27 protein-coding genes are annotated in these 23,072 nt (G+C 70.9%); 11 read left to right on the plus strand and 16 right to left on the minus strand.

The features are described from left to right. Positions 1–67: 67 nt before the first annotated feature. A complete protein-coding gene (locus FHS07_RS13890) occupies positions 68–667 on the minus strand; it encodes a hypothetical protein (protein ID WP_183420488.1) in 600 nt (199 codons plus the stop codon). A 128-nt stretch (positions 668–795) separates the two neighbouring features. Between FHS07_RS13890 and FHS07_RS13895 the strand changes: the two genes are divergently transcribed. After that, positions 796–1,833: an epimerase gene (locus FHS07_RS13895; protein WP_343054728.1), complete on the plus strand. Its 1,038-nt coding sequence runs from the start codon at positions 796–798 to the stop codon at positions 1,831–1,833. Between the two features lie 101 nt (positions 1,834–1,934). Here the strand turns inward: FHS07_RS13895 and FHS07_RS13900 are convergent, their stop codons facing one another. Then, on the minus strand, positions 1,935–2,093 hold the full coding sequence (locus FHS07_RS13900; RefSeq protein WP_183420490.1) for a hypothetical protein: 159 nt from the start codon (positions 2,091–2,093) through the stop codon (positions 1,935–1,937). A 138-nt stretch (positions 2,094–2,231) separates the two neighbouring features. Here FHS07_RS13900 and FHS07_RS13905 point away from each other — a divergent pair, with 138 nt between their 5' ends. Further along, positions 2,232–2,492 (plus strand): hypothetical protein, encoded by a 261-nt coding sequence (locus FHS07_RS13905; protein ID WP_183420491.1) that lies wholly within the window; start codon positions 2,232–2,234, stop codon positions 2,490–2,492. A gap of 58 nt (positions 2,493–2,550) precedes the next feature. After that, positions 2,551–3,018 carry a GNAT family N-acetyltransferase gene (locus FHS07_RS13910; RefSeq protein ID WP_183420492.1) on the plus strand — a complete coding sequence of 156 codons (468 nt, stop codon included), beginning with the start codon at positions 2,551–2,553 and terminating at the stop codon, positions 3,016–3,018. Positions 3,019–3,175: 157 nt separating this feature from the next. On the opposite strand, the gene FHS07_RS13915 is transcribed toward FHS07_RS13910, so the two are convergent. Together FHS07_RS13915 and FHS07_RS13920 are read right to left on the minus strand one after the other, a co-directional pair. Beyond that, positions 3,176–4,069 carry an SDR family oxidoreductase gene (locus FHS07_RS13915; protein WP_183420493.1) on the minus strand — a complete coding sequence of 298 codons (894 nt, stop codon included), beginning with the start codon at positions 4,067–4,069 and terminating at the stop codon, positions 3,176–3,178. A gap of 54 nt (positions 4,070–4,123) precedes the next feature. Beyond that, the gene (locus tag FHS07_RS13920) at positions 4,124–5,932 is read right to left on the minus strand and encodes a glycoside hydrolase family 15 protein (protein WP_183420494.1); all 1,809 of its coding nucleotides are present in this window, start codon (positions 5,930–5,932) and stop codon (positions 4,124–4,126) included. A 212-nt stretch (positions 5,933–6,144) separates the two neighbouring features. On the opposite strand from FHS07_RS13920, the gene FHS07_RS13925 reads away from it, so the two are divergent. Beyond that, positions 6,145–6,705, plus strand: a complete 561-nt coding sequence (locus tag FHS07_RS13925; RefSeq protein WP_183420495.1) for a Dps family protein — start codon at positions 6,145–6,147, stop codon at positions 6,703–6,705. A gap of 126 nt (positions 6,706–6,831) precedes the next feature. On the opposite strand, the gene FHS07_RS13930 is transcribed toward FHS07_RS13925, so the two are convergent. Beyond that, complete coding sequence (locus tag FHS07_RS13930) at positions 6,832–9,363, minus strand: DUF3516 domain-containing protein (RefSeq protein ID WP_183420496.1); 2,532 nt, start codon at positions 9,361–9,363, stop codon at positions 6,832–6,834. A 51-nt stretch (positions 9,364–9,414) separates the two neighbouring features. Continuing rightward, positions 9,415–10,179, minus strand: a complete 765-nt coding sequence (locus FHS07_RS13935; RefSeq protein ID WP_183420497.1) for a hypothetical protein — start codon at positions 10,177–10,179, stop codon at positions 9,415–9,417. Between the two features lie 90 nt (positions 10,180–10,269). Between FHS07_RS13935 and FHS07_RS13940 the strand changes: the two genes are divergently transcribed. Continuing rightward, a complete protein-coding gene (locus FHS07_RS13940; protein WP_183420498.1) occupies positions 10,270–11,310 on the plus strand; it encodes an LLM class flavin-dependent oxidoreductase in 1,041 nt (346 codons plus the stop codon). Positions 11,311–11,341: 31 nt separating this feature from the next. On the opposite strand, the gene FHS07_RS13945 is transcribed toward FHS07_RS13940, so the two are convergent. Together FHS07_RS13945 and yiaA are read right to left on the minus strand one after the other, a co-directional pair. After that, complete coding sequence (locus FHS07_RS13945; protein WP_183420499.1) at positions 11,342–11,731, minus strand: hypothetical protein; 390 nt, start codon at positions 11,729–11,731, stop codon at positions 11,342–11,344. 210 nt (positions 11,732–11,941) lie between these two features. Then, the gene (yiaA, locus tag FHS07_RS13950; protein WP_183420500.1) at positions 11,942–12,409 is read right to left on the minus strand and encodes an inner membrane protein YiaA; all 468 of its coding nucleotides are present in this window, start codon (positions 12,407–12,409) and stop codon (positions 11,942–11,944) included. A gap of 189 nt (positions 12,410–12,598) precedes the next feature. On the opposite strand from yiaA, the gene FHS07_RS13955 reads away from it, so the two are divergent. Continuing rightward, positions 12,599–13,600 (plus strand): Rossmann-fold NAD(P)-binding domain-containing protein, encoded by a 1,002-nt coding sequence (locus FHS07_RS13955; RefSeq protein ID WP_183420501.1) that lies wholly within the window; start codon positions 12,599–12,601, stop codon positions 13,598–13,600. Here FHS07_RS13955 and FHS07_RS13960 read toward each other — a convergent pair. Further along, complete coding sequence (locus FHS07_RS13960) at positions 13,561–14,184, minus strand: DUF3885 domain-containing protein (protein ID WP_183420502.1); 624 nt, start codon at positions 14,182–14,184, stop codon at positions 13,561–13,563. The genes FHS07_RS13955 and FHS07_RS13960 overlap by 40 nt on opposite strands. 32 nt (positions 14,185–14,216) lie before the next feature. After that, positions 14,217–14,810 (minus strand): ribonuclease H family protein, encoded by a 594-nt coding sequence (locus tag FHS07_RS13965; RefSeq protein WP_183420503.1) that lies wholly within the window; start codon positions 14,808–14,810, stop codon positions 14,217–14,219. Between the two features lie 220 nt (positions 14,811–15,030). Here FHS07_RS13965 and FHS07_RS13970 point away from each other — a divergent pair, with 220 nt between their 5' ends. Further along, entirely contained in the window at positions 15,031–15,558 is a 528-nt protein-coding gene (locus FHS07_RS13970; protein WP_183420504.1) for a hypothetical protein, read from the plus strand. 10 nt (positions 15,559–15,568) lie between these two features. Here FHS07_RS13970 and gnd read toward each other — a convergent pair whose 3' ends face one another. The 4 genes from gnd to FHS07_RS13990 form a co-directional block, all read right to left on the minus strand. Further along, positions 15,569–16,630 (minus strand): phosphogluconate dehydrogenase (NAD(+)-dependent, decarboxylating), encoded by a 1,062-nt coding sequence (gnd, locus tag FHS07_RS13975; RefSeq protein WP_183420505.1) that lies wholly within the window; start codon positions 16,628–16,630, stop codon positions 15,569–15,571. A gap of 85 nt (positions 16,631–16,715) precedes the next feature. Next, positions 16,716–17,216, minus strand: a complete 501-nt coding sequence (locus FHS07_RS13980; RefSeq protein WP_183420506.1) for a bifunctional nuclease family protein — start codon at positions 17,214–17,216, stop codon at positions 16,716–16,718. 63 nt (positions 17,217–17,279) lie between these two features. Next, positions 17,280–17,900 (minus strand): response regulator, encoded by a 621-nt coding sequence (locus FHS07_RS13985; protein WP_183420507.1) that lies wholly within the window; start codon positions 17,898–17,900, stop codon positions 17,280–17,282. After that, complete coding sequence (locus FHS07_RS13990; protein WP_183420508.1) at positions 17,897–19,060, minus strand: sensor histidine kinase; 1,164 nt, start codon at positions 19,058–19,060, stop codon at positions 17,897–17,899. Before FHS07_RS13990 ends, FHS07_RS13985 begins: the two co-directional genes overlap by 4 nt. A gap of 145 nt (positions 19,061–19,205) precedes the next feature. Here FHS07_RS13990 and FHS07_RS13995 point away from each other — a divergent pair, with 145 nt between their 5' ends. Both FHS07_RS13995 and FHS07_RS14000 read left to right on the plus strand, forming a co-directional pair. After that, positions 19,206–20,267, plus strand: coding sequence for an FtsX-like permease family protein (locus FHS07_RS13995; protein ID WP_183420509.1), 1,062 nt, complete (start codon positions 19,206–19,208; stop codon positions 20,265–20,267). Beyond that, positions 20,264–20,956: an ABC transporter ATP-binding protein gene (locus FHS07_RS14000; RefSeq protein WP_183420510.1), complete on the plus strand. Its 693-nt coding sequence runs from the start codon at positions 20,264–20,266 to the stop codon at positions 20,954–20,956. Before FHS07_RS13995 ends, FHS07_RS14000 begins: the two co-directional genes overlap by 4 nt. Before the next feature lie 16 nt (positions 20,957–20,972). Here the strand turns inward: FHS07_RS14000 and FHS07_RS14005 are convergent, their stop codons facing one another. Continuing rightward, on the minus strand, positions 20,973–21,332 hold the full coding sequence (locus FHS07_RS14005) for a hypothetical protein (RefSeq protein ID WP_246383595.1): 360 nt from the start codon (positions 21,330–21,332) through the stop codon (positions 20,973–20,975). Positions 21,333–21,563: 231 nt separating this feature from the next. Here FHS07_RS14005 and FHS07_RS14010 point away from each other — a divergent pair, with 231 nt between their 5' ends. Next, a complete protein-coding gene (locus tag FHS07_RS14010) occupies positions 21,564–21,845 on the plus strand; it encodes a metal-sensitive transcriptional regulator (protein WP_183420511.1) in 282 nt (93 codons plus the stop codon). Positions 21,846–21,856: 11 nt separating this feature from the next. After that, positions 21,857–22,186, plus strand: a complete 330-nt coding sequence (locus tag FHS07_RS14015; protein ID WP_183420512.1) for a cation transporter — start codon at positions 21,857–21,859, stop codon at positions 22,184–22,186. 219 nt (positions 22,187–22,405) lie between these two features. On the opposite strand, the gene FHS07_RS14020 is transcribed toward FHS07_RS14015, so the two are convergent. Next, complete coding sequence (locus tag FHS07_RS14020) at positions 22,406–22,696, minus strand: hypothetical protein (RefSeq protein ID WP_183420513.1); 291 nt, start codon at positions 22,694–22,696, stop codon at positions 22,406–22,408. Positions 22,697–23,072: the final 376 nt, after the last annotated feature.

Here is a 23,072-nt window from a genome sequence, read left to right on the forward strand (position 1 = left end):
TGAGGCGCACGTCTGAGACGCGGGCGGACGGCCGTATGCCCCGCCCGTCAGACGGGTGGAGCGAAGCTCAGGATGCCGGCAGGGGTGGCCCTCGACGCCGGGTCGAGCGGGAGAAGAGCACCGAGACCGGCCGCACCTCGGCGGTGACGGGCGCACCCACGCGGCGCACCGGCGCCGGAGCGAGGATCGCCGCGACGACGCGCGCGCGTGCGCGCACCCAGGCGATGCACCGCGCGGCGAGTTCGCGCGTGGCGGTCACCGTGCGCTCCCCGCGGTGGAGCAGGGCCGTGGTCAGCATGGCGGCGACGAGGTGGCCGGCCCACATCGCGGCATCCGCCGAGACGACGGGTACCGCAGCGTCCGCGGCGAGCGCGATCGGCGCGCCGTGGACGTGCGCGGCGGCACCGGCACTGTAGCTGCCGAGCACGAAAAGGGTGTGGAACAGCACCTGACTGAGCGCGACGGCGATGCTCAGACGCACGAGGGAGAGACGGCGACCGGCCAGCACGGTGCACACGACGAACGACAGCGCGAGGGGAACGGCGATGCCGAACACGCCGGGGATCTCGCCGCCACCCGTGACGTGCGACAGCAGGGCGACGAAGGTGGCGACCGATGCCGCGGCGGCTCCGCGCGCGACGCGCGTGCTCCGGCCCTGTCGTCGCATGGCATCCATTGTGTCAGCAGCCGCGCTCGCCGCCGACCCGATGCATCGGCGTCGAGCGACCCCTCCGTCACCGGAGCCGGCCGATGTCACCATGGTCCATACCATCGACCCGACGACAGGAGCGACCCGTGACCGAAACACCGAACGATGCGGGCGCATCCCCCGCTCGCCCCCGCGTCGTCGTCGCGGGGGCGAGCGGCTTCGTCGGTCGCGCGCTGACGCGAGCGTTCGAGGACGACGGGTACGACGTCTTCACCGTCGGTCGCACGGGGTCTGCCGTATGGGGCGACGCGCCCGCGATCGCCCGCCTCGTCGACGGCGCCGACGTGCTGGTGAATCTCGCGGGAAAGATCGTGTCGTGCCGGTACACCGACGCGAATCGCGACGAGATCCTGCGTTCCCGCGTCGACACGACCCGTGAATTGCACGCGGCCGTCGCCGCGGCCGCACATCCGCCGCGCGTGTGGATGAACGCCTCCACTGCCACCATCTACCGGCACGAGATCGATCGCGGCAACGACGAGACCGACGGGGTCCTCGGCGAGGGCTTCTCGGTCGACGCGGCGACGAGCTGGGAGAGCGCGTTCTTCACCGGCGATCTGCCCGCGACCCGGCGGGTCGCGCTCCGCATGGCGATCGTGCTCGGAGACGGGCCCGCCACCCGCATGCTCTTCGCGCTCGGGCGCCTGGGGCTCGGCGGACCGCAGATCGACAGCTGGTGGTTCCCGCACCGCCGTTACCGCGGCATCGGCGCGCGCCCCACCGGAGCGGTGTGGTCGAGTTGGCATCGCACGTCGGGACGACAGCGCTTCAGCTGGATCCACATCGACGACGTCGTGGCATCCGTCCGCTTCCTCCGCGACCGCGAGGACATCTCGGGACCGGTCAATCTGGCAGCCCCGGGCGTCAGCGACAACCGTGCCCTGATGCGGGAGATTCGACGGGTGGCCCGGATGCCATGGGGCCTTCCGGCCTTCCGGTGGATGCTGGATCCTGCCATGGCGCTTTTGCGCAACGAACCCGAGCTCGTGCTGAAGAGCCGGTGGGCGGTACCGCGCGTGCTCACCGAGGCGGGCTTCTCCTTCACCCACCCGCAGCTCGGCCCCGCGCTCGACGCGGTCGCCGCTTCGCACCGGCCGCGGGCGCGCGACTTGTTCTCCGTCTGAGTCGATCACCCCAGACCTCGGGGCCCACCGACCCCGCGTTCGTGGTCGGTGAGCCCCGGGGGATTTGAGGAGCGATGGATGCCGTGCGCGCGGCGAGCGCGTCAGACCTTCCGGCGGACGAAGCGCAGGACCGCCATGACGGCCCCGACGATCAGGATGATGAGGCCGATCCACAACAGGAACTTGACGGCCTCGACGAAGATGCCGAGGAACAAGAGCACGAGACCGACGATGACGAGGATGATGGCGAGAGCAGGCATGTCCCCACCCTGCGCCGCCGCGGAGACCTCTCCTACGGCCTTGACACCCTGGCACGTGCGCGACACGCGCCTGTCAAGACCGCTGCGGCGACGCCCGCGCGGGTTTAACGTCGACCCACCACGATCCAGGAGGCGGCAATGGCTGAGCGAGATGTCAACGGACACGGCACGGGGCCCGACGAGGGCGAATACACCGACCAGCAGCTGCCGGATGGGACGGCGGACCGCGGGAGCGCCGACCTGCCGGGCGAGTACGTCGACCGGCAGAACGCCGACGGCACCCAGGAGCGGCCCCGGTCCGACGAGGCGGGCGCCTACACCGATGTGCAGCTGCCGGGCGGCGACGAGTCGCGCGAGGACGTTCAGGATCCCGGCGAGTACACCGACCGGGACCGGTGATCGCGGCGTGGGCGCCCGCGAGCTCCTGCGACCTGAACTCACACACCCTCCCGAAGGAATGCCCGTGTCGAACTCGCCTCTCATCCGCCCCGTGTCCCCCGACGACGCCGGCGAGGTGCTCACCGTCCAGCGCGCCGCCTTCGTGAGCGAGGCGCTGATCTACGGCGACCCCGACATGCCGCCGCTCACCCAGACCCTCGAGGAGCTGCGTGCCGAACTCGTCGAGAACCTCGGCTGCGTCGCCGTGACGGAGCACCGCATCGTCGGGGCGGTGCGGGCGCGCCTCGATGGCGAGCTCCTGCTCATCGGGCGCCTGGCGATCGCGCCCGACCAGCAGGGTGAGGGGCTGGGGACGCTGCTCCTCGACGCGGTCGAGCAGCGCGGCCGTGAGGCCGGCGCGACCGAGGCCGAGCTGTTCACCGGGGGTCTGAGCGAGGCGAACCAGCGCCTCTACGAGCGGGAGGGATACCACCGCACCGAAGAGACGGCCGACGGCGAGATCTTCTACCGGAAGGCTCTCGGCTGACCCGTCGGGCACGCCCGCCAGAACACGGGATGCCACGAGGACAGAGGCACGCGGCTCGGGTCGTCCTGTTCTCGAAGCATCCCCTGTTCCCGTGCCGCTCCCGGATGCCGAAGGGCCGTCGCCCGTACCCGGACGACGGCCCTTCCTCTCGAGTTGCTTACGGCGTGGGCATTCCGCCGTTGACGTTGAGCGTCTCACCGATCACGTAGCTCGACTCCGCCGACGCGAGGTACACGAACGCCGGCGCGAGCTCGGCGGGCTGACCCATGCGACCGAGCGGGGTCTCCTCGCCGAACTCGTCGACCTTCTCGTCGGGCTGACCGTCGGTCACCTGCAGCGGCGTCCAGATCGGACCGGGCGCGACCGCGTTCACGCGGATGCCCTTGGGCGCGAGCTGCTGGCCGAGCGCCTTGGTGAAGGTGTTGATGGTGGCCTTCGTCGAGGCGTAGTCGACGAGGATCGGCGCGGGCGAGTACGCCTGGATCGACGTGGTGTTGATGATCGTCGAGCCCGGCGCCAGGTGCGGCACGGCCTCCTTGCAGATCCAGAACATCGCGTACACGTTGGTCTTGAACGTGTCGTCGAACTGCTCGTCGCTCAGGGTCGTGACGTCTTCGTTGAAGATCTGCTTGCCGCCGTTGTTGACGACGATGTCGAGGCCGCCGAGACCCTCGACGGCTTCCTTCACCAGCGTGCGGGCGTACTCGCGCTCGCGCAGGTCGCCGGGGATCTGGACGACGGTCGCGCCGGCCTCACGGAGGATGCCGGCGATGCGGTCGGCATCCACCTTCTCCTCGGGCAGGTACGACATCGCGACCGAGGCACCCTCGCGGGCGAAGGCGATCGCGGTGGCGGCGCCGATGCCCGAGTCGGCGCCGGTGATGAGGGCCTTGCGACCCTTCAAGCGCTCGCTGCCGACGTAGGTGTCCTCACCGAGGGCGGCCTTGGGCGTGAGCTCGGCGTCGAGACCGGGCTCCTTCTGGTCCTGCGACTTCGGGTCGATGTCGGCGTAGAGCTTGGTCGGGTCGGTGAACGTGTACTGCGTGCTCATGGCGAGTCCTTTCATGGGGAGATGGATGCCGCGGCGTCACGCCACGGCGGGGAGTCAGTGGCCGGCGAGGTCGTCGTCGTCGACGAGGTCGCGGATGACGAGGGCGGCGTTGATGAGCGCGAGGTGGCTGAGGGCCTGCGGGAGGTTCCCCCAGAACGCCCCGTCGGCCTCGGCGATCATCTCGGAGTAGATGCCGACGTCGTTCGCTTGCGCCACGAGGGCGTCCATGGCCTCGACGGCCTCGTCGTGCCGGCCGACGCAGGTCAGGGCGGTCGCCCGCCAGAACGCACAGGCGACGAACGTCTGCTCCTCCTGGTCCATGCCGGTGTAGCGGTAGACGAGGTGGTCGTCGGTCGTCAAGCGCTCGGTGATGGCATCCAGGGTCTTGGACATCCGCTCGCCGCGGTCGAAGCCGGTAGGGGCGTGCAGCAGCACCGAGGCGTCGAGGTCGTCGCTGCCCGGCGCGATCGTGTACGCCTCGAGCTTGTCCGACCAGCAGTGCTGCTCGACCCAGGAGTGGATGCGGTCGCGCTCGGCACGCCACCTGTCGCCGTTGTCGGGGATGTGCCCCCCGGCGGCCAGCCACTGCGCGTCGTCGAGCGCCTTCCAGCAGCCCATCTTCGACGAGGTGTAGTGGCGAAGTTCCGGAAGCTCCCACATGCCGGAGTCCTCGCGGCGCCAGAGGTCGCAGGTGCGGTCGGCCACGTCGGCGAGCAGACGACCGGTCTGGGTGTCGAGGCGGTTGCCGGCTTCGACGTACGTACGGCACAGTGCGATCAGGTCGCCGTAGACGCCGAGTTGCAGCTGCCCCTGGGCGGGGTTGCCGGTGACGACGGGCTGGTTTCCGTTCCACCCCGGAACCTCGTGCTTCTCGAGGCCGATCTCGGCGTCACCGTCGAGGGTGTACATCACCTGCACCTCGGGACCGTTCTTGCGGATCGTCCGCAGCAGCCAGGAGATCGCGGCGTGCGTCTCCTCGCGGAGGCCGAAGCCCACCCACGCGTGCGCGGTGTAGGCGAGGTCGCGCACCCAGGCGTAGCGGTAGTCCCAGTTCTTGCCCCCGCGGGGGTTCTCGGGCAGCGACGTCGTCGCCGCGGCGGCGATCGCCCCGGTCGGGCTGAACAGCAGCAGCTTCAGCGCGAGGGCGCTGCGCTGGACGTCATCGGCCCAGGGGCCCTCGTACGAGAACTCGTCCGACCACATCGTCCACCCGCCGATCGTGCGGTCGATGCCGCGGTCGACGTTCTTCGCATCGGGGATGCGGAGGGGCTCGCCCTCGGTGGCGGCGATCACGAGCAGGTGACGCGAGTCCTTCGAGGTTGTGAATCCTCCGTCGATGCTCTCGTCGCCGGCGTCGGGCTCGCCGTGCAGTCCGTGCTCGTGACCGACGACCGCCAACGAGACGTGACCGATGCGCATGATCGAGAATCCGTCGATCCGCTCGGTCCAGGGTGAGGCCGACCGCAGCATCGTCCCCGGCTGCACGCACCAGGCGAATTCGACCTCGCCCTTCACCCCGTCGACGCGTCGGGCGAGCTCGGCCCACGGCAAACGGCCCGCGATGCCGGTCACCATGGCATCCGTGAGGGTGGCGACGCCGGTCGCGGTGGTGAAGGTCGTCTCGAGGACGTTCGTGCGAGGGAGGTATCGACGGGTGACCTCGTACTCCCCCACGGGGGCGAGTCGGATGCAGCCGCCGGCCGATTCGTCGACGAGCCGCGCGAACACGGGGCGGGAGTGGATGTTGGGAAGCGGTAGCCAGTCGACCGACCCGTCCAGGCCGATCAGGGCGACGGTGCGACCGTCGCCGATCGCCGCATAGTCGCGCAACGGTCGGGATGGCGCAGGCGGATCGAGGGGCACGCTCTCACGCTATGGAGGCCGCGACGAGGTGGGGCCGGGGTTGCCGAGGGGATGCCGAGCGGCTACGACGCGGCACGGGCCCCGCAGACCCGTCTCGCCGTGTCCCGCCGCGGGGCCGGCGGCTACCTCGCCGTGCACGCCCCCGCAACCCCCGTCACCGCCGCGGGAGAGCGACCTAGCGTCAGAGGTGACCGTGAGTGAAAGGAACGCGCATGTCCACCACCACCAAGGACGCCCCCACCAAGAACCGTCGTCGCGCCGCGCGCGGAGGCAGCGGTCCCGAAACGACCGAAGAGCAGAACGCCGAGAAGGGCTTCCAGGCGTCGGAGCAGCTGACCGATGCGCTGCAGGCCGTCCTGATCGACCTCATCGAACTGTCGATCCAGGGCAAGCAGGCGCACTGGAACGTCGTCGGCAAGAACTTCCGCGACACTCATCTGCAGCTCGATGAGATCATCGACGCCGCCCGCGAGTTCAGTGACACCGTCGCCGAGCGTATGCGCGCCCTGCACGCTCTTCCCGACGGCCGCAGCGACACCATCGCCGAGACCACCACCCTGCCGGAGTTCCCCCAGGGCGAGGTCGACACCTCCGAGGTCGTCGACCTGATCACCGAGCGCATCGACGCCACGGTGGGCACCGTTCGCGACGTGCACGACGACGTCGACGACGAGGACCCCACGAGCGCCGACATCCTGCACTCGATCCTCGAGCGCCTCGAGCAGCTCTCGTGGATGGTCAGTGCCGAGAACCGCGTCGCCCGCAAGTCGTAAGCACGATCGAAGAAACCGGATGCCGGGGCCTCAGGGCCTCGGCATCCGTCGTCGGTGCGACGAGGAACCGCCCGCCGCACACCTCGCACCGACTCGGTCGGACCCCTCGACGCCATTCAGGAGCCGTCAGAGCCTGAGCACCTCGGTGACCCGCACGATCGCGGTGCCCTCCTCCTCGGACGCGGCGAGATCGACCTCCGCGCGGATGCGCCAGTCGTGGTCGCCCGCGGGGTCGTCGATCGTCTGCTCGATCCGCCAGACACCCTCGGAGGCCGCTGACTCGTCGATCGCGACGAGGGCCGAGGAGCGCGACGCGCCGCCCGTGCCGATCGCGTCGTGCTCGTCGAAATAACTGTCGAGTACACCCGGCCAATCGATCTCGGGGTTCAGCTGCACGAGCTCGTCGTCGCGCTGCAGCGCCGCCAGCTGCACGCGGCGGAACATCTCGTTGCGCACGAGCACGACGAACGCGCGGCGGTTGGTGAGGATCGACGGGGGCGCCGGCGGCACGACGGGCGCGTCGGGGTCGTCGGCGGGGTTGATGAGCTGCTCCCACTCGTCGACGAGGCTCGAGTCGACCTGTCGCACGAGCTCCCCGAGCCACGCGATCAGGTCGAGCAGGTCGGGAGTCTGCGCGTCGACCGGCACGGTCTGGCGGATCGCGCGGTAGGCGTCGCTCAGATAACGCAGCACGAGTCCCTCGCTGCGGGCGAGCTGGTACAGCGAGACGTACTCGCCGAAGGAGCACGCCCGCTCGAACATGTCGCGCACGACCGACTTGGGCGACAGCTCGAAGTCGCGGATCCACGGCTGGCTGGAGGCGAACACCTCGTACGCCTGCGCCAGCAGCTCGTCGAGCGGCTTTGGCCAGGTGATCTCCTCGAGCAGCTCCATGCGCTCGTCGTACTCGATCCCCTCGCGCTTCATCGCGGCCACGGCCTCGCCGCGCGCGCGGAACTGCTGCTGCGACAGGATCGGGCGCGGGTCGTCGAGGGTCGCCTCGATGACGCTGACCACGTCGAGCGCGTAGTGTCCGGTGCCGACCGACGACGCCGCGGGAACGGCATCCGGTCCCCGTCCGAGCTCGACCTCGGGGTCGAGCATCTCGATCGCCGCGAGCGCGAACGGCGACAGCGGCTGGTTGAGGGCGAAGTTGGGCTGCAGGTCGACGGTGAGCCGGATGCCGTCGGGCCCCGCCTCGACCACGCCCGCCTGCACGAGGGTGCGGAAGATCGCGATCGCCCGGCGCGCGAGCTCGTACTGGCGGGCGCGCGGTTCGTGGTTGTCGAAGACCAGCGAGCGGACGTTGCCGAACACGTCGCCGCCCCGAGCGATGACGTTGATGAGCATGGCGGCGCTGAGCTTCATCTGCGGCTGGAGCGGCTCGGGCTCGGCCACCACCAGACGGTCGTAGCTCTGCTCGGTCCAGTTGACGAAGCCCTGCGGCGCCTTCTTGCGCACGATCTTCTTCTGCTTCTTCAGGTCGTCGCCGGCTCTGAGGATCTGCGCGGCGTTCTCGATCTCGTGGTCCGGCGCCATCACGACGACCGTGCCGGCGGTGTCGTAGCCGGCCCGGCCCGCGCGCCCGGAGATCTGGTGGAACTCGCGCGCCGAGAGCTGGCGCATGCGCGTGCCGTCGTACTTGGTCAGCGCGGTCATGAGGACCGTGCGGATCGGCACGTTGATGCCGACGCCGAGCGTGTCGGTGCCGCAGATGACCCGCAGAAGTCCCCGCTGCGCCAACGTCTCGACGAGCCGGCGGTAGCGCGGCAGCATGCCCGCGTGGTGCACGCCGATCCCGGCGCGGACGTACCGCGACAGCGTCTTGCCGAAGCCGGTGGTGAAGCGGAAGCCGCCGATCGCCTCCGCGATCTCGTCGCGTTGCTCGCGCCCGATGATGCGGATCGATGACAGTGCCTGCGCCCGCTCCATGGCCGCGGCCTGTGAGAAGTGCACGACGTAGATCGGCGCCTGCTTGGTGTCGAGCAGCTCCTGAACGGTCTCGTGCACGGGAGTGCGGGCGTACTCGAAGTGCAGGGGCACGGGTCGCTCGACGCCGGTGACGCGCGCGGCAGGGCGGCCGGTGCGGCGCGAGAGGTCGTCGGCGATGTCGCTGACATCACCGAGGGTCGCCGACATCAGGATGAACTGCGCGCGCCTCAGCAACAGCAGCGGCACCTGCCACGCCCACCCACGATCGGCCTCGCCGTAGTAGTGGAACTCGTCCATCACGACCTGGTCGACGTTCGCGTCAGCGCCCTGGCGAAGGGCGAGGTTCGCGAGGATCTCGGCCGTGCAGCACACGATCGGCGCGTCGGCGTTGACGGAGGAGTCGCCCGTGACCATGCCGACGTTCTCGGCGCCGAAGATGTCGACGAGCGCGAAGAACTTCTCGCTCACGAGCGCCTTGATCGGCGCCGTGTAATAGCTCCGGCCGCCCCGGGAGAGGGATGCCGCGTGGGCGGCGACCGCCACGAGCGACTTGCCCGTGCCGGTCGGCGTCGACAACACGACGTTCGCCCCCGAGACGATCTCGATGATCGCCTCGTCCTGCGCGGGGTACAGGGTCAGACCGCGCGAGGTCGCCCACTCGACGAAACCGAGGTACACGGCATCCGGATCGCTGCCGGTGGGCACGTGCTCAAGGAGGGGGGTCACTCCCCCACCCTCTCATTCGCCGGGCGGGCGGGGCTGGGAGCGTCGGGATCGTCAACCGCGGCCGGCGAAGACGCCCACGTTCTCGCCGTCGAAGACGAACTGCACGCTCGTGCCGATCGGGAATCGCTCGACGAACGCCTCCGGCATCCCCTCCGCCACGACGAACTCGACCGTCGCGGGGAAGATCCCCGCCCCGCACCCGCCGTAGACGAAGTTGCCCGCGACGCCGCGCGCTCCCCGTAACGACACCTCGGCGGTGTCGAGCAGGTACAGGCACGGGCTGCGGTTCTCGGTCGCATCCACCTGCGCGAATCCCACGAAGGCGGTCACGCCGTAGAAATCCTTGAAGGCGCGCTCCGCACCCGTGCGCTCGCCGAAGATCGCGGGCGTCTCGGTGTCGGGATCCTCCTCCAGCGTTCCGACCTGCGGGGCGCCCACCGAGCTCGCCACGGGCACGAAGGTCACGGTCAACGCCGTCCCGGCGCTCGCCAACGCCGTGACGGCCGCGAGAGAAATCGCCCAGGCCCAGAACTGACGCCGCGATCGCACGAGCGGGCGACGCTCGCGGGGCTCTTCGTCGTCCTCGGCCTCGGATTCGCCGAGCCGTTCCGCATCGTCCTCGATTCCGGATGCCGTCGGCTCGGCCGGTGCGTCCGGCGTCGGTCTCGGCGGCGGGGGCGAGGACCGCTCGTGCCGCTCGAGTTCTTCGAGGACCGCAAGCCGCTCCGACGCCGCCAGGTCGCCGGCGATGTCCGCGTCGGGGCCGTAGGCCCGGGCGCGCAGGCGACGCAGCTCGTGGCGTACGTCGTCGTCCATGCTCTGAATGGTTCCACACCTCGAAGGGTCCGGGGCCATCCGGGGGTCCATGCGCGGGAATAGACCGGGACGACCCGCGTTGCACCCCGTATGCGCTCCTTCGGCACACTCTCCTTCGGCCACTACGGCCCCCTCGGCGGCGGGCACCACCTGACCGCGGGTGACTCGATGCTGCAGGCGATCGATCTCGCCCAGGGCATGGACGACCTCGGCGTCAACGGCATCTCGTTCCGCGTGCACCACTTCGCCCGTCAGCAGGCGGCTCCCATGCCCCTGCTCGCCGCGATCGCCGCCCGCACCTCGCGCATCGAGGTCGGCACCGGCGTGATCGACATGCGGTACGAGAACCCGCTCATGCTGGCCGAGGAGGCGGCATCCCTCGACCTCATCAGCGGCAACCGCCTCGCCCTCGGCGTGAGCCGTGGTTCACCCGAGACCGTGGTCCGCGGATACGAGGCGTTCGGCTACACCGGGTCGGCCGACCCGCGCGGCGGCGATATCGCCCGCGAGCACTTCGACCTCTTCCTGCGGGCGATCGACGGCGAGGGTCTGGCCGAGCGCGACCCCCACAGCCCCTTCGGCGGAGGGACGGGCCTGCAGCGCATCGAGCCGCACTCCCCGGGGTTGCGTAAGCGCATCTGGTGGGGAGCCGGCACCACGGCCACCGCCGAGTGGGCGGGTCGCATCGGCGTCAACCTCATGTCGTCGACACTGCTCACCGAAGCCGACGGCACGCCGTTCGACCTCCTGCAGGCGCAGCAGCTCGACGCCTTCCGTGCCGCCTGGCGCGAGGCCGGCCACGAGGGCGAGCCCCGCACGTCGGTGAGTCGCAGCATCTTCCCGATCGTCACGGCCGAAGACGAGATGTACTTCGCCGGGTCCGCGGGCAGCGACCAGATCGGCGTCATCGACGGCATGCGCTCGACCTTCGGCAAGACCTACGCCGCAACCCCCGACAAGCTCGTCGAGCAGCTGCAGAACGACGCCGCGGTGATGAGCGCCGACACCCTCATGCTGACGATCCCGTCGCAGATGGGCGTGGCGTTCAACCTTCGCCTCGTCGAGAACTTCGCGCAGCACATCGCCCCGGCCCTCGGCTGGGTGCCGACGCACGCATCGGCCGCCGTCTGAGCGTCGTCGGCGGGGGCATGAGCCGCCTGGCTCAGCGCAGTCCGGCGGCCGCTCGCGAGCGCGCGATCGTCTGCGTCACGAGGTACTCGCCCCACGCCACGGCGTAGGCGCCGACGGCCGCCCACGTCCACGCGGACGGCAGGAGTCCGACGAGGCCGAGCAGGGACGCCACGGTGAGAGCCGTGACGACGATGAGCACCGGCAGCACGAGCCGCTCCCCGACCGAGGGCCCGGCGACCCACCAGATCGCGAAGATCGCACCGGCCGTGGCGACGAGGAGGATGACGGGGGTCCACCACGACCCGAGCGCGCCCATCGTGATCGCCGCGCCCACGCCGGCGGTCGCGAGCGAGGCCGTTCGCAGCGACCGGGTGATCGTGGACCGATCGGCGGGCGTACGGGCGGCGGGGGTGCGGGACACAGAGGGAATGACGGTCTCCTTCGCGAAACAGGGTCGCTTCCCAGCGTAGACAGGATGCCGAGGACGGGCTGTCTACGGTGGACGAATGACCCTCACCCTGACCAGCGCCGACGCCGGCGTGAGAGACCGTGACGCGTTGATCGCCTTCCTCACCGGGAACGCCTCCCTTTCACTGCGTCTTCCACCGGGGGACCGGGGTACCCGATTGACTCAGGGAACCACGGGGAACGAGGGGCGGGCGACGGGTGCGACCTCGGGGTTCGCCCGGCGGAACGCGGCGAGATCTCGCACGTTCTTCTGCACGGCGACCACGGCGAACAGGCTCATCGCGAAACCGATGCCGTAGAAGCCCTTCTCCGAGAGCAGGAGCTCGGCGTTCCAGAGACCGATCACCATGAGGGTCAGCGACACCAGCAGCATCCCCCACGCCACCCCGAGGTAGGCGCCGGTCACGGGGACGTCCTCCGCGCGGTCGCGCACCGCCTTCTGCACGCTGATCGCCGCGAAGAGACCGAGCAGGAATACCGCCAGGAAGAACCCCTTCTCCGCCAGCAGCATGCGCGCGTTGTAAAGACCGACGAAGTACACCGAGGCGCCCAGCCCGAGCGCCACCCACGACGCTCCGACGAACGCCCCGGTCGGTCGACCGAGCCCCTGCTGCTTCTGGATATCCGACATGGTGCCCACCCTTCTTTCGTCCCCCCGCGGGGATATATTCCGTGGCGGAGAACCTAGCGTTCGCCGCATACGGGCGGAGACATACGAGTGAATCTGTGGATGGATCACCGAAGGGGGCACGGTCTCGTCCCGTCCGCCGTCCGCGAACTCCCCTCGCGACGCGACGGTGACGGTGGTTGGCTGGCGCGCATGCGACGCATGCTCATCCTCGGGGGAACGGCCTGGCTCGGCCGAGCGATTGCGGCCGCGGCGGTCGCTTCCGGCACCGACGTCGTCTGCCTCGCCCGTGGCGAGGCGGGCCTGATCGCGCCGGGCTCACGACTCGTGCGCGCCGATCGACGTGACCCGCATGCTTACGATGCCCTCGGCGGCGAGTGGGACGACGTCGTCGAGCTGTCGTGGGACCCGGAGTTCGTGGCATCCGGACTCGACGCGCTCGCCGACCGCGCGGGGCACTGGACGCTCGTCTCGAGCGTCTCGGTGTACGCCCGCTCCGACACCCCGTTCGCCGACGAGGATGCGGAGCTGGTGGAGCCGGCCGATCCATCGCAGTACGCGGATGCCAAGGTGCACGCCGAGCGACTCACCTCGCAGCGCCTGGGTGATCGCGCTCTGCTCGCCCGCGCGGGCCTCATCGTGGGTCCGGGAGATCCGACGGATCGCTTCGGGTACTGGCCGGCACGATTCGCCCTCGGCGGACGCGTGTTGACCCCGAAGGCGGCCGGTCGATACGTGCAGGGCATCGACGTCGACGACCTCGCCGCGTGGATCGAGCGCGCCGGCCGTGCGCGGGTCGCGGGCCCGATCAACGCGGTCGGCGAGGAGTACCCGCTCGCGGCGGTGCTCGCGGCCTCCCAGGCCGCGGCCGGCGAAGAGAGCGAGACGGTCGCGCTCGACGACGCCACGCTCGAGGCCCACGGCGTGCAGTACTGGATGGGTCCGCGGTCGCTCCCGTTGTGGCTCCCCGCCGAGGCGCGGGGCTTCTCGCGGCGCAGCGACGCCGCCTTCGTGGCATCCGGGGGTCGTCGACGTCCTCTGCCCGAGACGGTGCGGCGAACCCTCGACGACGAACGCGCGCGCGGTGTCGACCGCCCCCGCGGTGCAGGTCTCACACCCGCCGAAGAGACCGAGGTGCTCGCCGGCTCTTCACGTCACAGCCCGTCCGCACGCGGAGACAGCCAGTCGGCGTAACGTTCCCGCAGCTCCGCGCGGACGGCGTCGTCGACGACGAGGACGTCAGCGCCCCCGTCGTAGGGCGCGTAGATCCACGACATGTCGGTCGGCATCGCGATGATGTGGGCCATGTCCTCGGAGGCGAGACGAAGAAGGTCGTCGAGGCCGTGGAGGGTTCGCTCCGCCAGCCAGAAGAAGGTCGTCGAGCCTTCGTGGGGATCCGTCGAGGCCCGCCACGGGCGACGCCCCGCGAGGTGCCTTCTACTCCACCCGCCGCCGCCGTCGCCCGGCCCCCAATCCGCACCGACGATGACGAACGGCTCACCCGAGGGATTGAGCATGCCGAGCACGCTGCGGTGTCGCCCCAGGATGACGGCGGCCTCGGCATCGTCATCCGCCGTGCGCTTGCCTTCGGGCAGGCTCCACAACCGCACCCACCGATCCGGATGTCCGACCCGCAGAGCCTGTCCGGATGGGTCGCTCGACCCCCACACGGCATTCCAGGAACGGGTCAGATCGCGGGTCTCGGCGTCGGTCGCCGCTGCGGCGAAATCCCCACCGCGACGACGGAACCTCCGCCACGAACGACTCACTGCGCTCATGCATGCCCCCTCTCGCCCATGATGCCCCCGTCTCAGGCCTGCGCGGTGGACGACCGCCGATCAGCGCCCGTTGCGGTCGGCGCGGAGCGCGGCGGCGCCGACGCAACTTCGAGCCGGTCGAGACCGCGCAGCGACGTCCAGATCAGCTCTTCGCCCTTAGCCGCGTGCTGAGACGCTCGCACGGCACGCTCGTCGGCCCACGAGTTGAGCACGTGTCCGCTGTGCCCGCGGACGTGTTCGAGCACGACGTCCGGGAGGCCCGCCGCCCGCCGCGCGTCGCGCGCGGCGATGAGGGCCTCGAGGATGCCCTGGTTGGCGACGGGCTTCTTCGCGCTCGTGACCCACCCGCGACGCCGGTGGCCATCCATCCACGACGAGTACGTGTCGATGGCGTACTTCGAATCGGCCTGCACGACGAGCTCGCGCACGTCGGCGTGATCGGTGATCGCGTGCAGCAGCCCCAGGAGCTCGCCGATGTTGTTGGTCCCGGCGGGGATCGAGCCCGCCGCCCAGTGACCGTCCTCGCCGACCCAGGCCCACCCGGCCGGTCCGGGATTGCCCTTGCACGCTCCGTCGGTGGCGACGATGTAACGGTCGGAGGACGCGGGCGCGGAGGAATCGCTCATCCCTCTAGTCTCCCCTCTCACGCGCATCGAACCGCCGCAGACGCCGCACCGGCCGGGCTGCTGAGGCCTCGCGGACTCCCCACCGGGGTGAGCGCAAGGGTGAACGTCATCTCCGGCGGGCAGACAGGGCACGAGGGGCCGGAAGAGGGGGCCCTCCCCCGTGGCACTCTGGCGCGATCCGCGCCGCCGCGCGAGTCGTCCCCTCGAGAAGGTCCGCTTCATGTCGACAGATTCCCGTCCCCGCGCCCGCCTCCACCCCGCCGCCGTCACCGCCCTCGTGATCGCGGGTGTCGCCATCGCCGGGGCGGTGGGCTTCCTCGTGTGGCTCCTGGCCCAGCCGGCTGACTCGAACTCCGAGGCGACGCAGCGACTCGTGCAGTGGGAGGAGGTCTTCGAGAGGTACCGGGCCGCCAACGGCGCCCTCCCCGACATGCCGTTCGGCGGCTACTGCCTGGGCGACGGCTTCCCCGTCGGTACCGGAGGCACAGCCAACTGCCGCGACTACGAGGACGCGACGTACTACACGCAGGACGCGAGCGCACCGTTGATGGACGCCCTCCGGTCGGTCGGCGAGCTCCCTCGGGGCGCGTCGGCACCGGTGCGCGGCACGATCGGGCCCTACGCGATCTACGACGAGGCGGGCGTGCGCCTCCTCAGCACCGAAGACGGCACGTGCGAGGCCCCCGCGGTCGAGGTGTGGAACGACGGCGAGGGCCTCTTCGTGTGTCAGATCCTGCTGGAGCGCTGAGCCTCCCGGCTCAGTCGCGGCCGCTCTCGGCCTTCTTCTGACCCGCCTCGAGCACGTCGCCGGCGGGCAGCTCCTGGTGACCGCCGAACTGCAGACGCATCGCCGAGAGCACCTGATTGGCGAAGTGGTCCTCGCCGCGCGAGGCGAACCGCTCGAAAAGTGACGCGGCCAGCACCGGCACGGGAACCCCCGTGTCGACGGCGGCCTTGACCGTCCAGCGGCCCTCGCCCGAGTCGGACACGCGCCCGGCGAGCCCGTCGAGCGTCGGGTTCTGCGCGAGGGCGGCGGCGGTGAGGTCGAGCAGCCACGACGAGATGACCGACCCGCGGCGCCACAGCTCGCTCACGCGGGCCGTGTCGATGTCGAACTGGTAGTACTCGGGCTCCTCGAGGGGGGCGACCTCGGCCGAGTGCTCGCCCTGGTGAAGACCCGCGTCGGCGTTGTTCAACACGTTGAGCCCCTCGGCGAGCGCGGCCATGATGCCGTACTCGATGCCGTTGTGCACCATCTTCACGAAGTGCCCGGCACCGGAGGGACCGCAGTGCAGGTAGCCGCGCTCCTCGGTCGTGAACTCTCCGGTGCGGCCGGGCGTACGCTCGACCTCGCCGGGCCCGGGGGCGATCGTCCGCAACACCGGCTCGAGGTACGTGACGGCCTCCTCGTGACCGCCGACCATCAGGCAGTAGCCGCGTTCGAGACCGAAGACGCCACCACTGGTGCCGACGTCGACGTAGTGGATGCCGCTGTCGTTCAGTTTCGCCGCGCGACGCACGTCGTCGCGGTAGTTCGAGTTTCCGCCGTCGATGATGATGTCGCCCGGCTCGAGCACCTCGGCGACCTGGTCGACGACCTTCCCGGTGAGACCGGCGGGGATCATCAACCACACCGCGCGGGGCTTCTGCAGCTTCGACGCGAGGTCGGCGATGCTCGTCGCCCCGGTGGCGCCCTCCGCGACGAGTGCGGCCACGGCATCCTGATTCACGTCGAACACGACGCAGTCGTGACCGTCTTTCATGAGCCTGCGGACGATGTTGGCGCCCATTCGTCCGAGTCCGACCATGGCGAGTTGCATCCGTACCCCGTTCGTCGTGGATCACGGACCGCGCCGCGCGGCCCCTCCGCGAGTCTAGGAGCGCCCGGGGGGCCCGGCATCGGTGCTAGCCCTGGAAGTCGTCGGGGTCGACGTCGTCGAGGAAGCGGCGGAACTCCTGCACCCGTTCCTCTTCGGCCGATGCGTCGAGTTCGACCGCCTCGTCGGGCACGCCCGCCTCGGCGAGGACGTCGTCGGACACCCAGATCGGGGCGTCGACACGGGCGCCGAGGGCGATGGCATCCGAGGGGCGCGCATCGAACGAGCGCTGCCCCGCCGGGGTGTTCAGCACCACGCGGGCGTGGAAGGTCCCCTCGTCGAGGTGGGTGACCTCGACCCGGTCGACGGACGCCGACAGCTCGCCCAGCATCGCCGTCATGAGGTCGTGCGCGAGCGGACGCGGCGACGGTGTGCCCTCGATCGCGACGAGGATCGACATGGCCTCCTGCGGGCCGATCCAGACGGGCAGCACCCGATCGCCGTCCGCGTCGGTGTCGACCGGCTTCAACAGGATCACGTGCTGCTGGGCCGGGTCGAGAGCCACTCCGACCACGCGCACCCGGATCATCTGCCCATCGTACGACGCTCCCCCGCCACGGCGAGGCGGGCCCGCGCACCGCGCGAGGCGACGTCAGCGCAGGATGCCGAGCGCCCGCGCCGCCGACACCGCCGCGGTGCGGGAAGAGACGCCGAGCTTAGAGAACACGTGCGCGAGGTGCGACTTCACCGTCGCATCGGTGATGTGCAGACGACGGGCGACGTCGGCGTTGGACGCTCCGCGGGCGACCAGACGCAACACCTCGATCTCGCGCACCGACAAGGTCACGCGCGGTTCGCGCAGGCGCGCGAGCAGGCGACCGGCGATCGACGGGGCCAGGGCGCTCTGCCCGGAGGCCGCCGCGCGGACACCGGCGAGCAGCTCGTGGGGAGGGGCGTCCTTGAGGAGGTACCCGCTCGCCCCCGCCTCGACGGCCCCGAGGATGTCGCCGTCGGTGTCGTAGTTGGTCAGGACGAGCACGTACGGCGGAGCAGCCAACGCGCGCACCCGCCGCGTGGCATCGGCTCCGGCGGCACGATCCCCGAACTGCAGGTCCATGAGCACGAGCTCGGGTGCGAGCTCGTCGGCGAGGGCCACGACCTCATCGGGTGTGGCGGCCTCGCCGACCACGTCGATGTCGGCCTCGGCGTCCAGCAGCGCGCGCACGCCCGCCCGCACCACCGGGTGGTCGTCGGCGATGAGGACGCGGATCACGGCGCACCGACCGGCAGAGTCACCGTGATCGTCGTGCCCGCGCCGGGGGCGCTGACGACGTCGAGGCGACCGTCGAGCTGATCGACGCGTTCGCTCATCGCGCGCAGGCCGAAGGAGTCGGTCGCGGATGCCGTCCTCTCGGCCGCACGCGGATCGAATCCCGCGCCATCGTCGGTGATCTCGAGACGCACCGTGTCGCCGCTCCTGTCGAGCCGGATGCCGACCCGACCGGCGCGGGCGTGCTGTGCGACGTTCGCGAGAGCGCCTTGCGCGACGCGCAACAGCGCCGTCTGCGCGTCCATGGGCAGCGACAGCTCCCCCGACACCTCGAGGGTGACCGCCACGCCCTCGCGCGCACCCCAGCCCTCGGCGAGGCGGTCGAGCGCCGCCCCCAGCCCGCTGTCGAGGCTCGGAGGCGTCAGCTCGCGGATGAAGCGCCGGGTCTCGGCGAGTCCGTCGGCCGCCGCGCGCCGTGCGAGGCGGACATGCCCGATGCCGGGGCCCGTGGCATCCGCCCGCTCCGCCGCGTACAGCAGCATCTGGATGCTCGACAGGCCCTGCGCCACGGTGTCGTGGATCTCGCGGGCCAACCGCGCGCGTTCGGCGAGCACCCCCTGCTCGCGTTCCGCCGCGGCGAGCCGGTCGCGCGTGGCGATCAGTTCGCTCATGAGCGCCTCGCGTTCGGCCGCACGGCGCTCGAGCGCGGCGTAACCGAGGCCGATCAGCAGAGCGACGCCCGCGCCGACCACGGGCCCGACGACCCCGCCGACCGTCAGACCGCCGTGCACGGCGAACGCCGCGATCGTGAGGGCGGTGGTGGCGACGACCGCGACGGGACCGGCTGCCCCGGGAAGCAGGTGCAGGTACAGGAAGAACAGCGGGAAGACGAGGTAGGCGGCCTCGGGCACGAGCCACACGAGGGCCGCCCACACCACGGTCAGCGCCGCGAGCCACGCGACGCCGGCGCCGGCGCGGCCCGCGCGCGAGAGCGCGATGCCGGCGAGGTAGAGCACGCCGAGCACCCCCGCGAGCAGCAGGGCGATGACCGGCGCGTTCGTCAGCAGGACCCGCACGACGACGAGGGCGAGCAGTCCGCCGAACAGGACGTGCAGACCCGCGCGAAGGCCCGCGAAGACGGGGGCGAGGGTGCGGTGGGGCATGTCGGACTCCAGGCTACGGATGCCACGCCCCCGACGGATCATCCGAAAGGTGGAGAGGGAGTTCGCCCGGGCCGCCGATGACCCGTCGACGCCTCACCGGGAGGCTGGGGGAAGCCGGCGAGATCCACCGGCGGAAGGAGGCGACGTGTACGTCGCATGGCGCGATCTGCGGTTCGCCCGCGGGCGATTCGCCCTCATCGGGGCGGTCGTCGCCCTCATCACCCTGCTCGTCGGCTTCCTCTCGGGCCTCACCGGAGGCCTCGCCGCCCAGAACGTCTCGGCCGTGCTGGCGCTGCCCGGCGACCGGCTCGTCCTGCAGCCCGCCGGGGCCGCGGCGGCCACCTTCGCCGACTCGACGATCGAGGACGCCACGATCAGCGCGTGGCGCGATGCCGCGGGAGTCGAGCGCGTCGACGCGGTCGGCATCCGTCAGACCCGCGCCGAAGGCCCGGGTGCCGCGGGCGCCGTCGCGATCTTCGGTGTCGACACGGGAACCCGCTTCCCCGCCCCCGCTCGCGACGGCGAGGTCGTCCTCTCCGCGGGCGCCGCCGAGACGCTGGGAGCCGCCGTCGGCGACCCGATCGCGATCGCGGGCTCGACGTACGCGGTCGCCGCGATCGGCGACGACCTCTTCTACAGCCACACCCCGGTGATCTCGCTCACCCCGTCGGCCTGGCGCGCGCTCGACGAACGCCTCGGCGGCACGGGCACCGCGACCGTGCTCGCCGTGTCGGGGACCCCGGCGTGGGACACCGTCGCCGCCGACACCGGCACGGTGGCATCCACCCCCCTCTCGAGTCTCACGGCGCTGCCCACCTTCCGCTCCGAGATCGGCTCGCTGGCCCTGATGATCGCGATGCTGTTCGGCGTCTCCGCGCTCGTCGTCGGCGCGTTCTTCACGGTCTGGACCATGCAGCGGGCGGGTGACATCGCGGTTCTGAAAGCCCTCGGAGCGAGCACCCCCGCGCTCGTCCGCGACGCGCTCGGGCAGGCCCTCGTCGTGCTCGTGCTCGGCGTCGGGGTCGGCATCGGGCTCACCGCGGCGCTCGGGGCGCTCGCCGGCGGAGCACTGCCGTTCGTCCTCGGTCCGCTCACGACCCTCGCCCCCGCGCTCGTCATGATCGCGCTCGGCCTGATCGGTGCGGCCGTGTCGCTGCGCACCGTCACCACATCCGACCCCCTCACCGCTCTCGGGAGCACACGATGATCCTCCTCGACGACGTCACCCTCACCTACCCCGACGGCGATGCGCGCGTCACCGCGGTCGACCACGTCACGCTCGAGGGCCGCCCGGGCGTACTCACCGGGATCACCGGCCCCTCGGGCTCCGGCAAGTCGAGCCTGCTCGCCCTCGCCGCCACCCTCGTGCGTCCCGACTCCGGTCGCGTCGTCGTCGACGGCGTGGATGCCACCGGACTCAGTGCCGCGGGACGCACGACCCTCCGCCGCGAGCGCATCGGCATCGTCTTCCAGCAGCCGCAGCTTCTGCCCGCGCTCACCGTTCGCGAGCAGTTGCGCGTGATGGCCGAGCTGGGCGGGCGGGGCCGCCGGGAGAGGCGCGCCGAGGTCCGAGGACGCGTCGACGAGCTGCTGGATGCCGTGGGCCTCGGCGCCCACGGCGATCGCCGACCCGCTCAGCTGTCGGGCGGGCAGCGCCAACGTGTCGCCATCGCCCGCGCGCTCGTGCACGACCCGCGCGTGCTGCTGGTCGACGAGCCGACGAGTGCGCTCGACACGTCGCGCGGGGCCGAGATCATGTCGCTGCTCTCCCGTCTGACCCGCGAACGGCGGACGGCGACCCTTCTCGTCACCCACGACCTCGTGCACGCGGGAACTCTCGACGAGACGATGGAGGTCGTCGACGGGCGTGCCCGCCTCGTCGCCGCGCGGGTGTGAACTCGACGCGGCGGCTTCACCAGCCGAAGCTGTTGAACCAGTCCCGTCGCCGGTCGGCCTCTTCGCGCGTCTCGTCGCCGCGCCACGAGTCGTGCGGGGCGAGCGCACCGTTCACGGGCACGACGAACGCCCAGCAGACCGGGCAGAGCGCCCGCCCGTCGGGGTAACCGTCGGGGAGGGTGGGTGCGGGTGCCGCCGGCTCCCCCGCCCCGGTGCATGTGGGCGGGTCGGCCTGCAGATCGCTCCACAGAAGACGGCCGCCCGTGCGATGGTGGAGGCCGCGATGCCCGTCCTCACGTGTGCAGATCTCGCCGTTTCTTCTGCTCAGACACAGTCTCCGGGCGGCCCCCGGTAGTGCCGCCAGCGTTCTCGTCATCCTCCGATTGTCTCCGCTGAGATCGCAGCGGGGGCAGTGCCGGGATGCGCACGGGGCGATGGGGTCCGGTGGGGAAAGGTTCGGCGGTCATCTTCGACCACCACCGGTACGACGGTTGTGCATGTCGACCTCCTGGTTTTCCGACCATCTCCCGCCGCAGGCCCGGGGCCGAGGGGGTTGACAGGGTGGAGGATGCTGCTATGCATACCCCGTGGGGGTATCATGGATGCCATGCACGGATACGAAGGCCGTAAAGACGACCTCCTCAAGCGCCTCCGCCGCGCGGAAGGGCAGGTGCGCGGCATCGCGCGCATGGTCGACGACGACCAGTACTGCATCGACATCCTCACCCAGGTCTCAGCGGTGACGAAAGCGCTCGAGAACGTCGCCCTCTCGCTGCTCGACGACCACCTGACGCACTGCGTCGCCGAGGCGGCCGCCCAGGGCGGATCCGTCGCCGAAGAGAAACTCAAAGAAGCCAACCAGGCCATCGCCCGGCTGGTCCGTTCGTGAAGGAGATCCCCATGACCGAGCAGCGCATCGACCTCGGCCTCGCCGCCTCGACTCCCGCATCCGGAGGATGCGGCGACGGGTGCGGGTGCGGCGCCGGAGGCGCGGCATCCACCCCGACGGCACAGACCGCCACGAGCGAGCTCCGCGTCGAGGGCATGACGTGCGGCCACTGCGTGCGCGCGGTCACCGAGGAGCTCACCGCGCTCGACGGCGTCGAGGTCGTCGGTGTCGACCTGCGTGACGGAGGCGTCTCGGTCGTGCGCATCGCCTCGTCGGGGGCGGCGAGCGACGACGACCTCGCAGCGGCGATCGACGAAGCCGGGTACACGCTCGCGCGCTGAACGGCCCCGCGCCGGCGCAAGCCGAAACGCGCTGAACGGCCGCGTGCCGGCGGCGCGGCGGTCTCGCGTGCGTCGAGCGGGCACGTGGGGCTTACGTGCGCATTGAACGGCCGCGTACCGGCGCCAGCCGAGACACGCTGATCGGCCGCGTACCGGCGCCAGCCGAATCGCGGAGGCCCGTCACTCACCGGGCCCGGCGCGGCGCGGAACGCCCGCGCGTCAGAGCACGCGGCGAACCAGCACGTCGACAGCCGCGTGGAAGGTGACGTGTTGCGACACCTCGACCGCGCGGTCGTACCGTGCTCCGCCGAGTGCGACGAACACCGCGCCCACGACCTCGACGTAGCCGACGATGTATCCGCCGCGGCTGACCTCGTACAGGTCGAGGTCGATGCGCGTCCAGGGGATCTCCGTCGATGCCGCAGCCGACCCGGTCGCAACAGGACTGGCGACGGTCGGACGGGCTGCTTTCGACGAACCCCGGCGGCTGAGTGGTGCTTCCATGACCATGCGAGAACTCCTTCGGTCGTCCGGGGTGTTCTCAGAGTGGAGCGCGGAGCACAGAAATGCTCCCGGCTTGACGGATCCTCGCCGCGCGGTTAGCCGCCGTACGCTAACCGGCTGAGCGGGCGGGTCGGCCGCGACGGGGCCGCTTGCCCGACCGTTCTGCGATCGATCGCCGGGCATCTGCCCTGAACTCAACAGCCCACCTAGCGCGGGAGCTGACGATACAGCCCCCATCCTGTCCGCAAGATAGAGCAGGACGCAGATCAAGAACGCCAAAGCAATGATTGGGCAGCAAAGCCCGGCAATCTCATGAACATGATCTCAGGCACCTTGCATTCTGGGTTGAAGATTCGCACTCGATCGTTGAACATGTCAGCCA

The sequence above is a fragment of the Microbacterium proteolyticum genome, assembly GCF_014192415.1.
Lineage (GTDB): Bacteria > Actinomycetota > Actinomycetes > Actinomycetales > Microbacteriaceae > Microbacterium > Microbacterium proteolyticum.

Bases quoted from the DNA above. Each gene is read 5' to 3' on its own strand.
- FHS07_RS13890 (WP_183420488.1), bottom strand. From the start codon at position 667: ATGCGACGACAGGGCCGGAGCACGCGCGTCGCGCGCGGAGCCGCCGCG.
- FHS07_RS13900 (WP_183420490.1), bottom strand. From the start codon at position 2,093: ATGCCTGCTCTCGCCATCATCCTCGTCATCGTCGGTCTCGTGCTCTTG.
- FHS07_RS13905 (WP_183420491.1), top strand. From the start codon at position 2,232: ATGGCTGAGCGAGATGTCAACGGACACGGCACGGGGCCCGACGAGGGC.
- FHS07_RS13910 (WP_183420492.1), top strand. From the start codon at position 2,551: ATGCCCGTGTCGAACTCGCCTCTCATCCGCCCCGTGTCCCCCGACGAC.
- FHS07_RS13915 (WP_183420493.1), bottom strand. From the start codon at position 4,069: ATGAGCACGCAGTACACGTTCACCGACCCGACCAAGCTCTACGCCGAC.
- FHS07_RS13925 (WP_183420495.1), top strand. From the start codon at position 6,145: ATGTCCACCACCACCAAGGACGCCCCCACCAAGAACCGTCGTCGCGCC.
- FHS07_RS13935 (WP_183420497.1), bottom strand. From the start codon at position 10,179: ATGGACGACGACGTACGCCACGAGCTGCGTCGCCTGCGCGCCCGGGCC.
- FHS07_RS13940 (WP_183420498.1), top strand. From the start codon at position 10,270: ATGCGCTCCTTCGGCACACTCTCCTTCGGCCACTACGGCCCCCTCGGC.
- yiaA (WP_183420500.1), bottom strand. From the start codon at position 12,409: ATGTCGGATATCCAGAAGCAGCAGGGGCTCGGTCGACCGACCGGGGCG.
- FHS07_RS13955 (WP_183420501.1), top strand. From the start codon at position 12,599: ATGCGACGCATGCTCATCCTCGGGGGAACGGCCTGGCTCGGCCGAGCG.
- FHS07_RS13960 (WP_183420502.1), bottom strand. From the start codon at position 14,184: ATGAGCGCAGTGAGTCGTTCGTGGCGGAGGTTCCGTCGTCGCGGTGGG.
- FHS07_RS13965 (WP_183420503.1), bottom strand. From the start codon at position 14,810: ATGAGCGATTCCTCCGCGCCCGCGTCCTCCGACCGTTACATCGTCGCC.
- FHS07_RS13970 (WP_183420504.1), top strand. From the start codon at position 15,031: ATGTCGACAGATTCCCGTCCCCGCGCCCGCCTCCACCCCGCCGCCGTC.
- gnd (WP_183420505.1), bottom strand. From the start codon at position 16,630: ATGCAACTCGCCATGGTCGGACTCGGACGAATGGGCGCCAACATCGTC.
- FHS07_RS13980 (WP_183420506.1), bottom strand. From the start codon at position 17,216: ATGATCCGGGTGCGCGTGGTCGGAGTGGCTCTCGACCCGGCCCAGCAG.
- FHS07_RS13990 (WP_183420508.1), bottom strand. From the start codon at position 19,060: ATGCCCCACCGCACCCTCGCCCCCGTCTTCGCGGGCCTTCGCGCGGGT.
- FHS07_RS14000 (WP_183420510.1), top strand. From the start codon at position 20,264: ATGATCCTCCTCGACGACGTCACCCTCACCTACCCCGACGGCGATGCG.
- FHS07_RS14005 (WP_246383595.1), bottom strand. From the start codon at position 21,332: ATGACGAGAACGCTGGCGGCACTACCGGGGGCCGCCCGGAGACTGTGT.
- FHS07_RS14010 (WP_183420511.1), top strand. From the start codon at position 21,564: ATGCACGGATACGAAGGCCGTAAAGACGACCTCCTCAAGCGCCTCCGC.
- FHS07_RS14015 (WP_183420512.1), top strand. From the start codon at position 21,857: ATGACCGAGCAGCGCATCGACCTCGGCCTCGCCGCCTCGACTCCCGCA.
- FHS07_RS14020 (WP_183420513.1), bottom strand. From the start codon at position 22,696: ATGGTCATGGAAGCACCACTCAGCCGCCGGGGTTCGTCGAAAGCAGCC.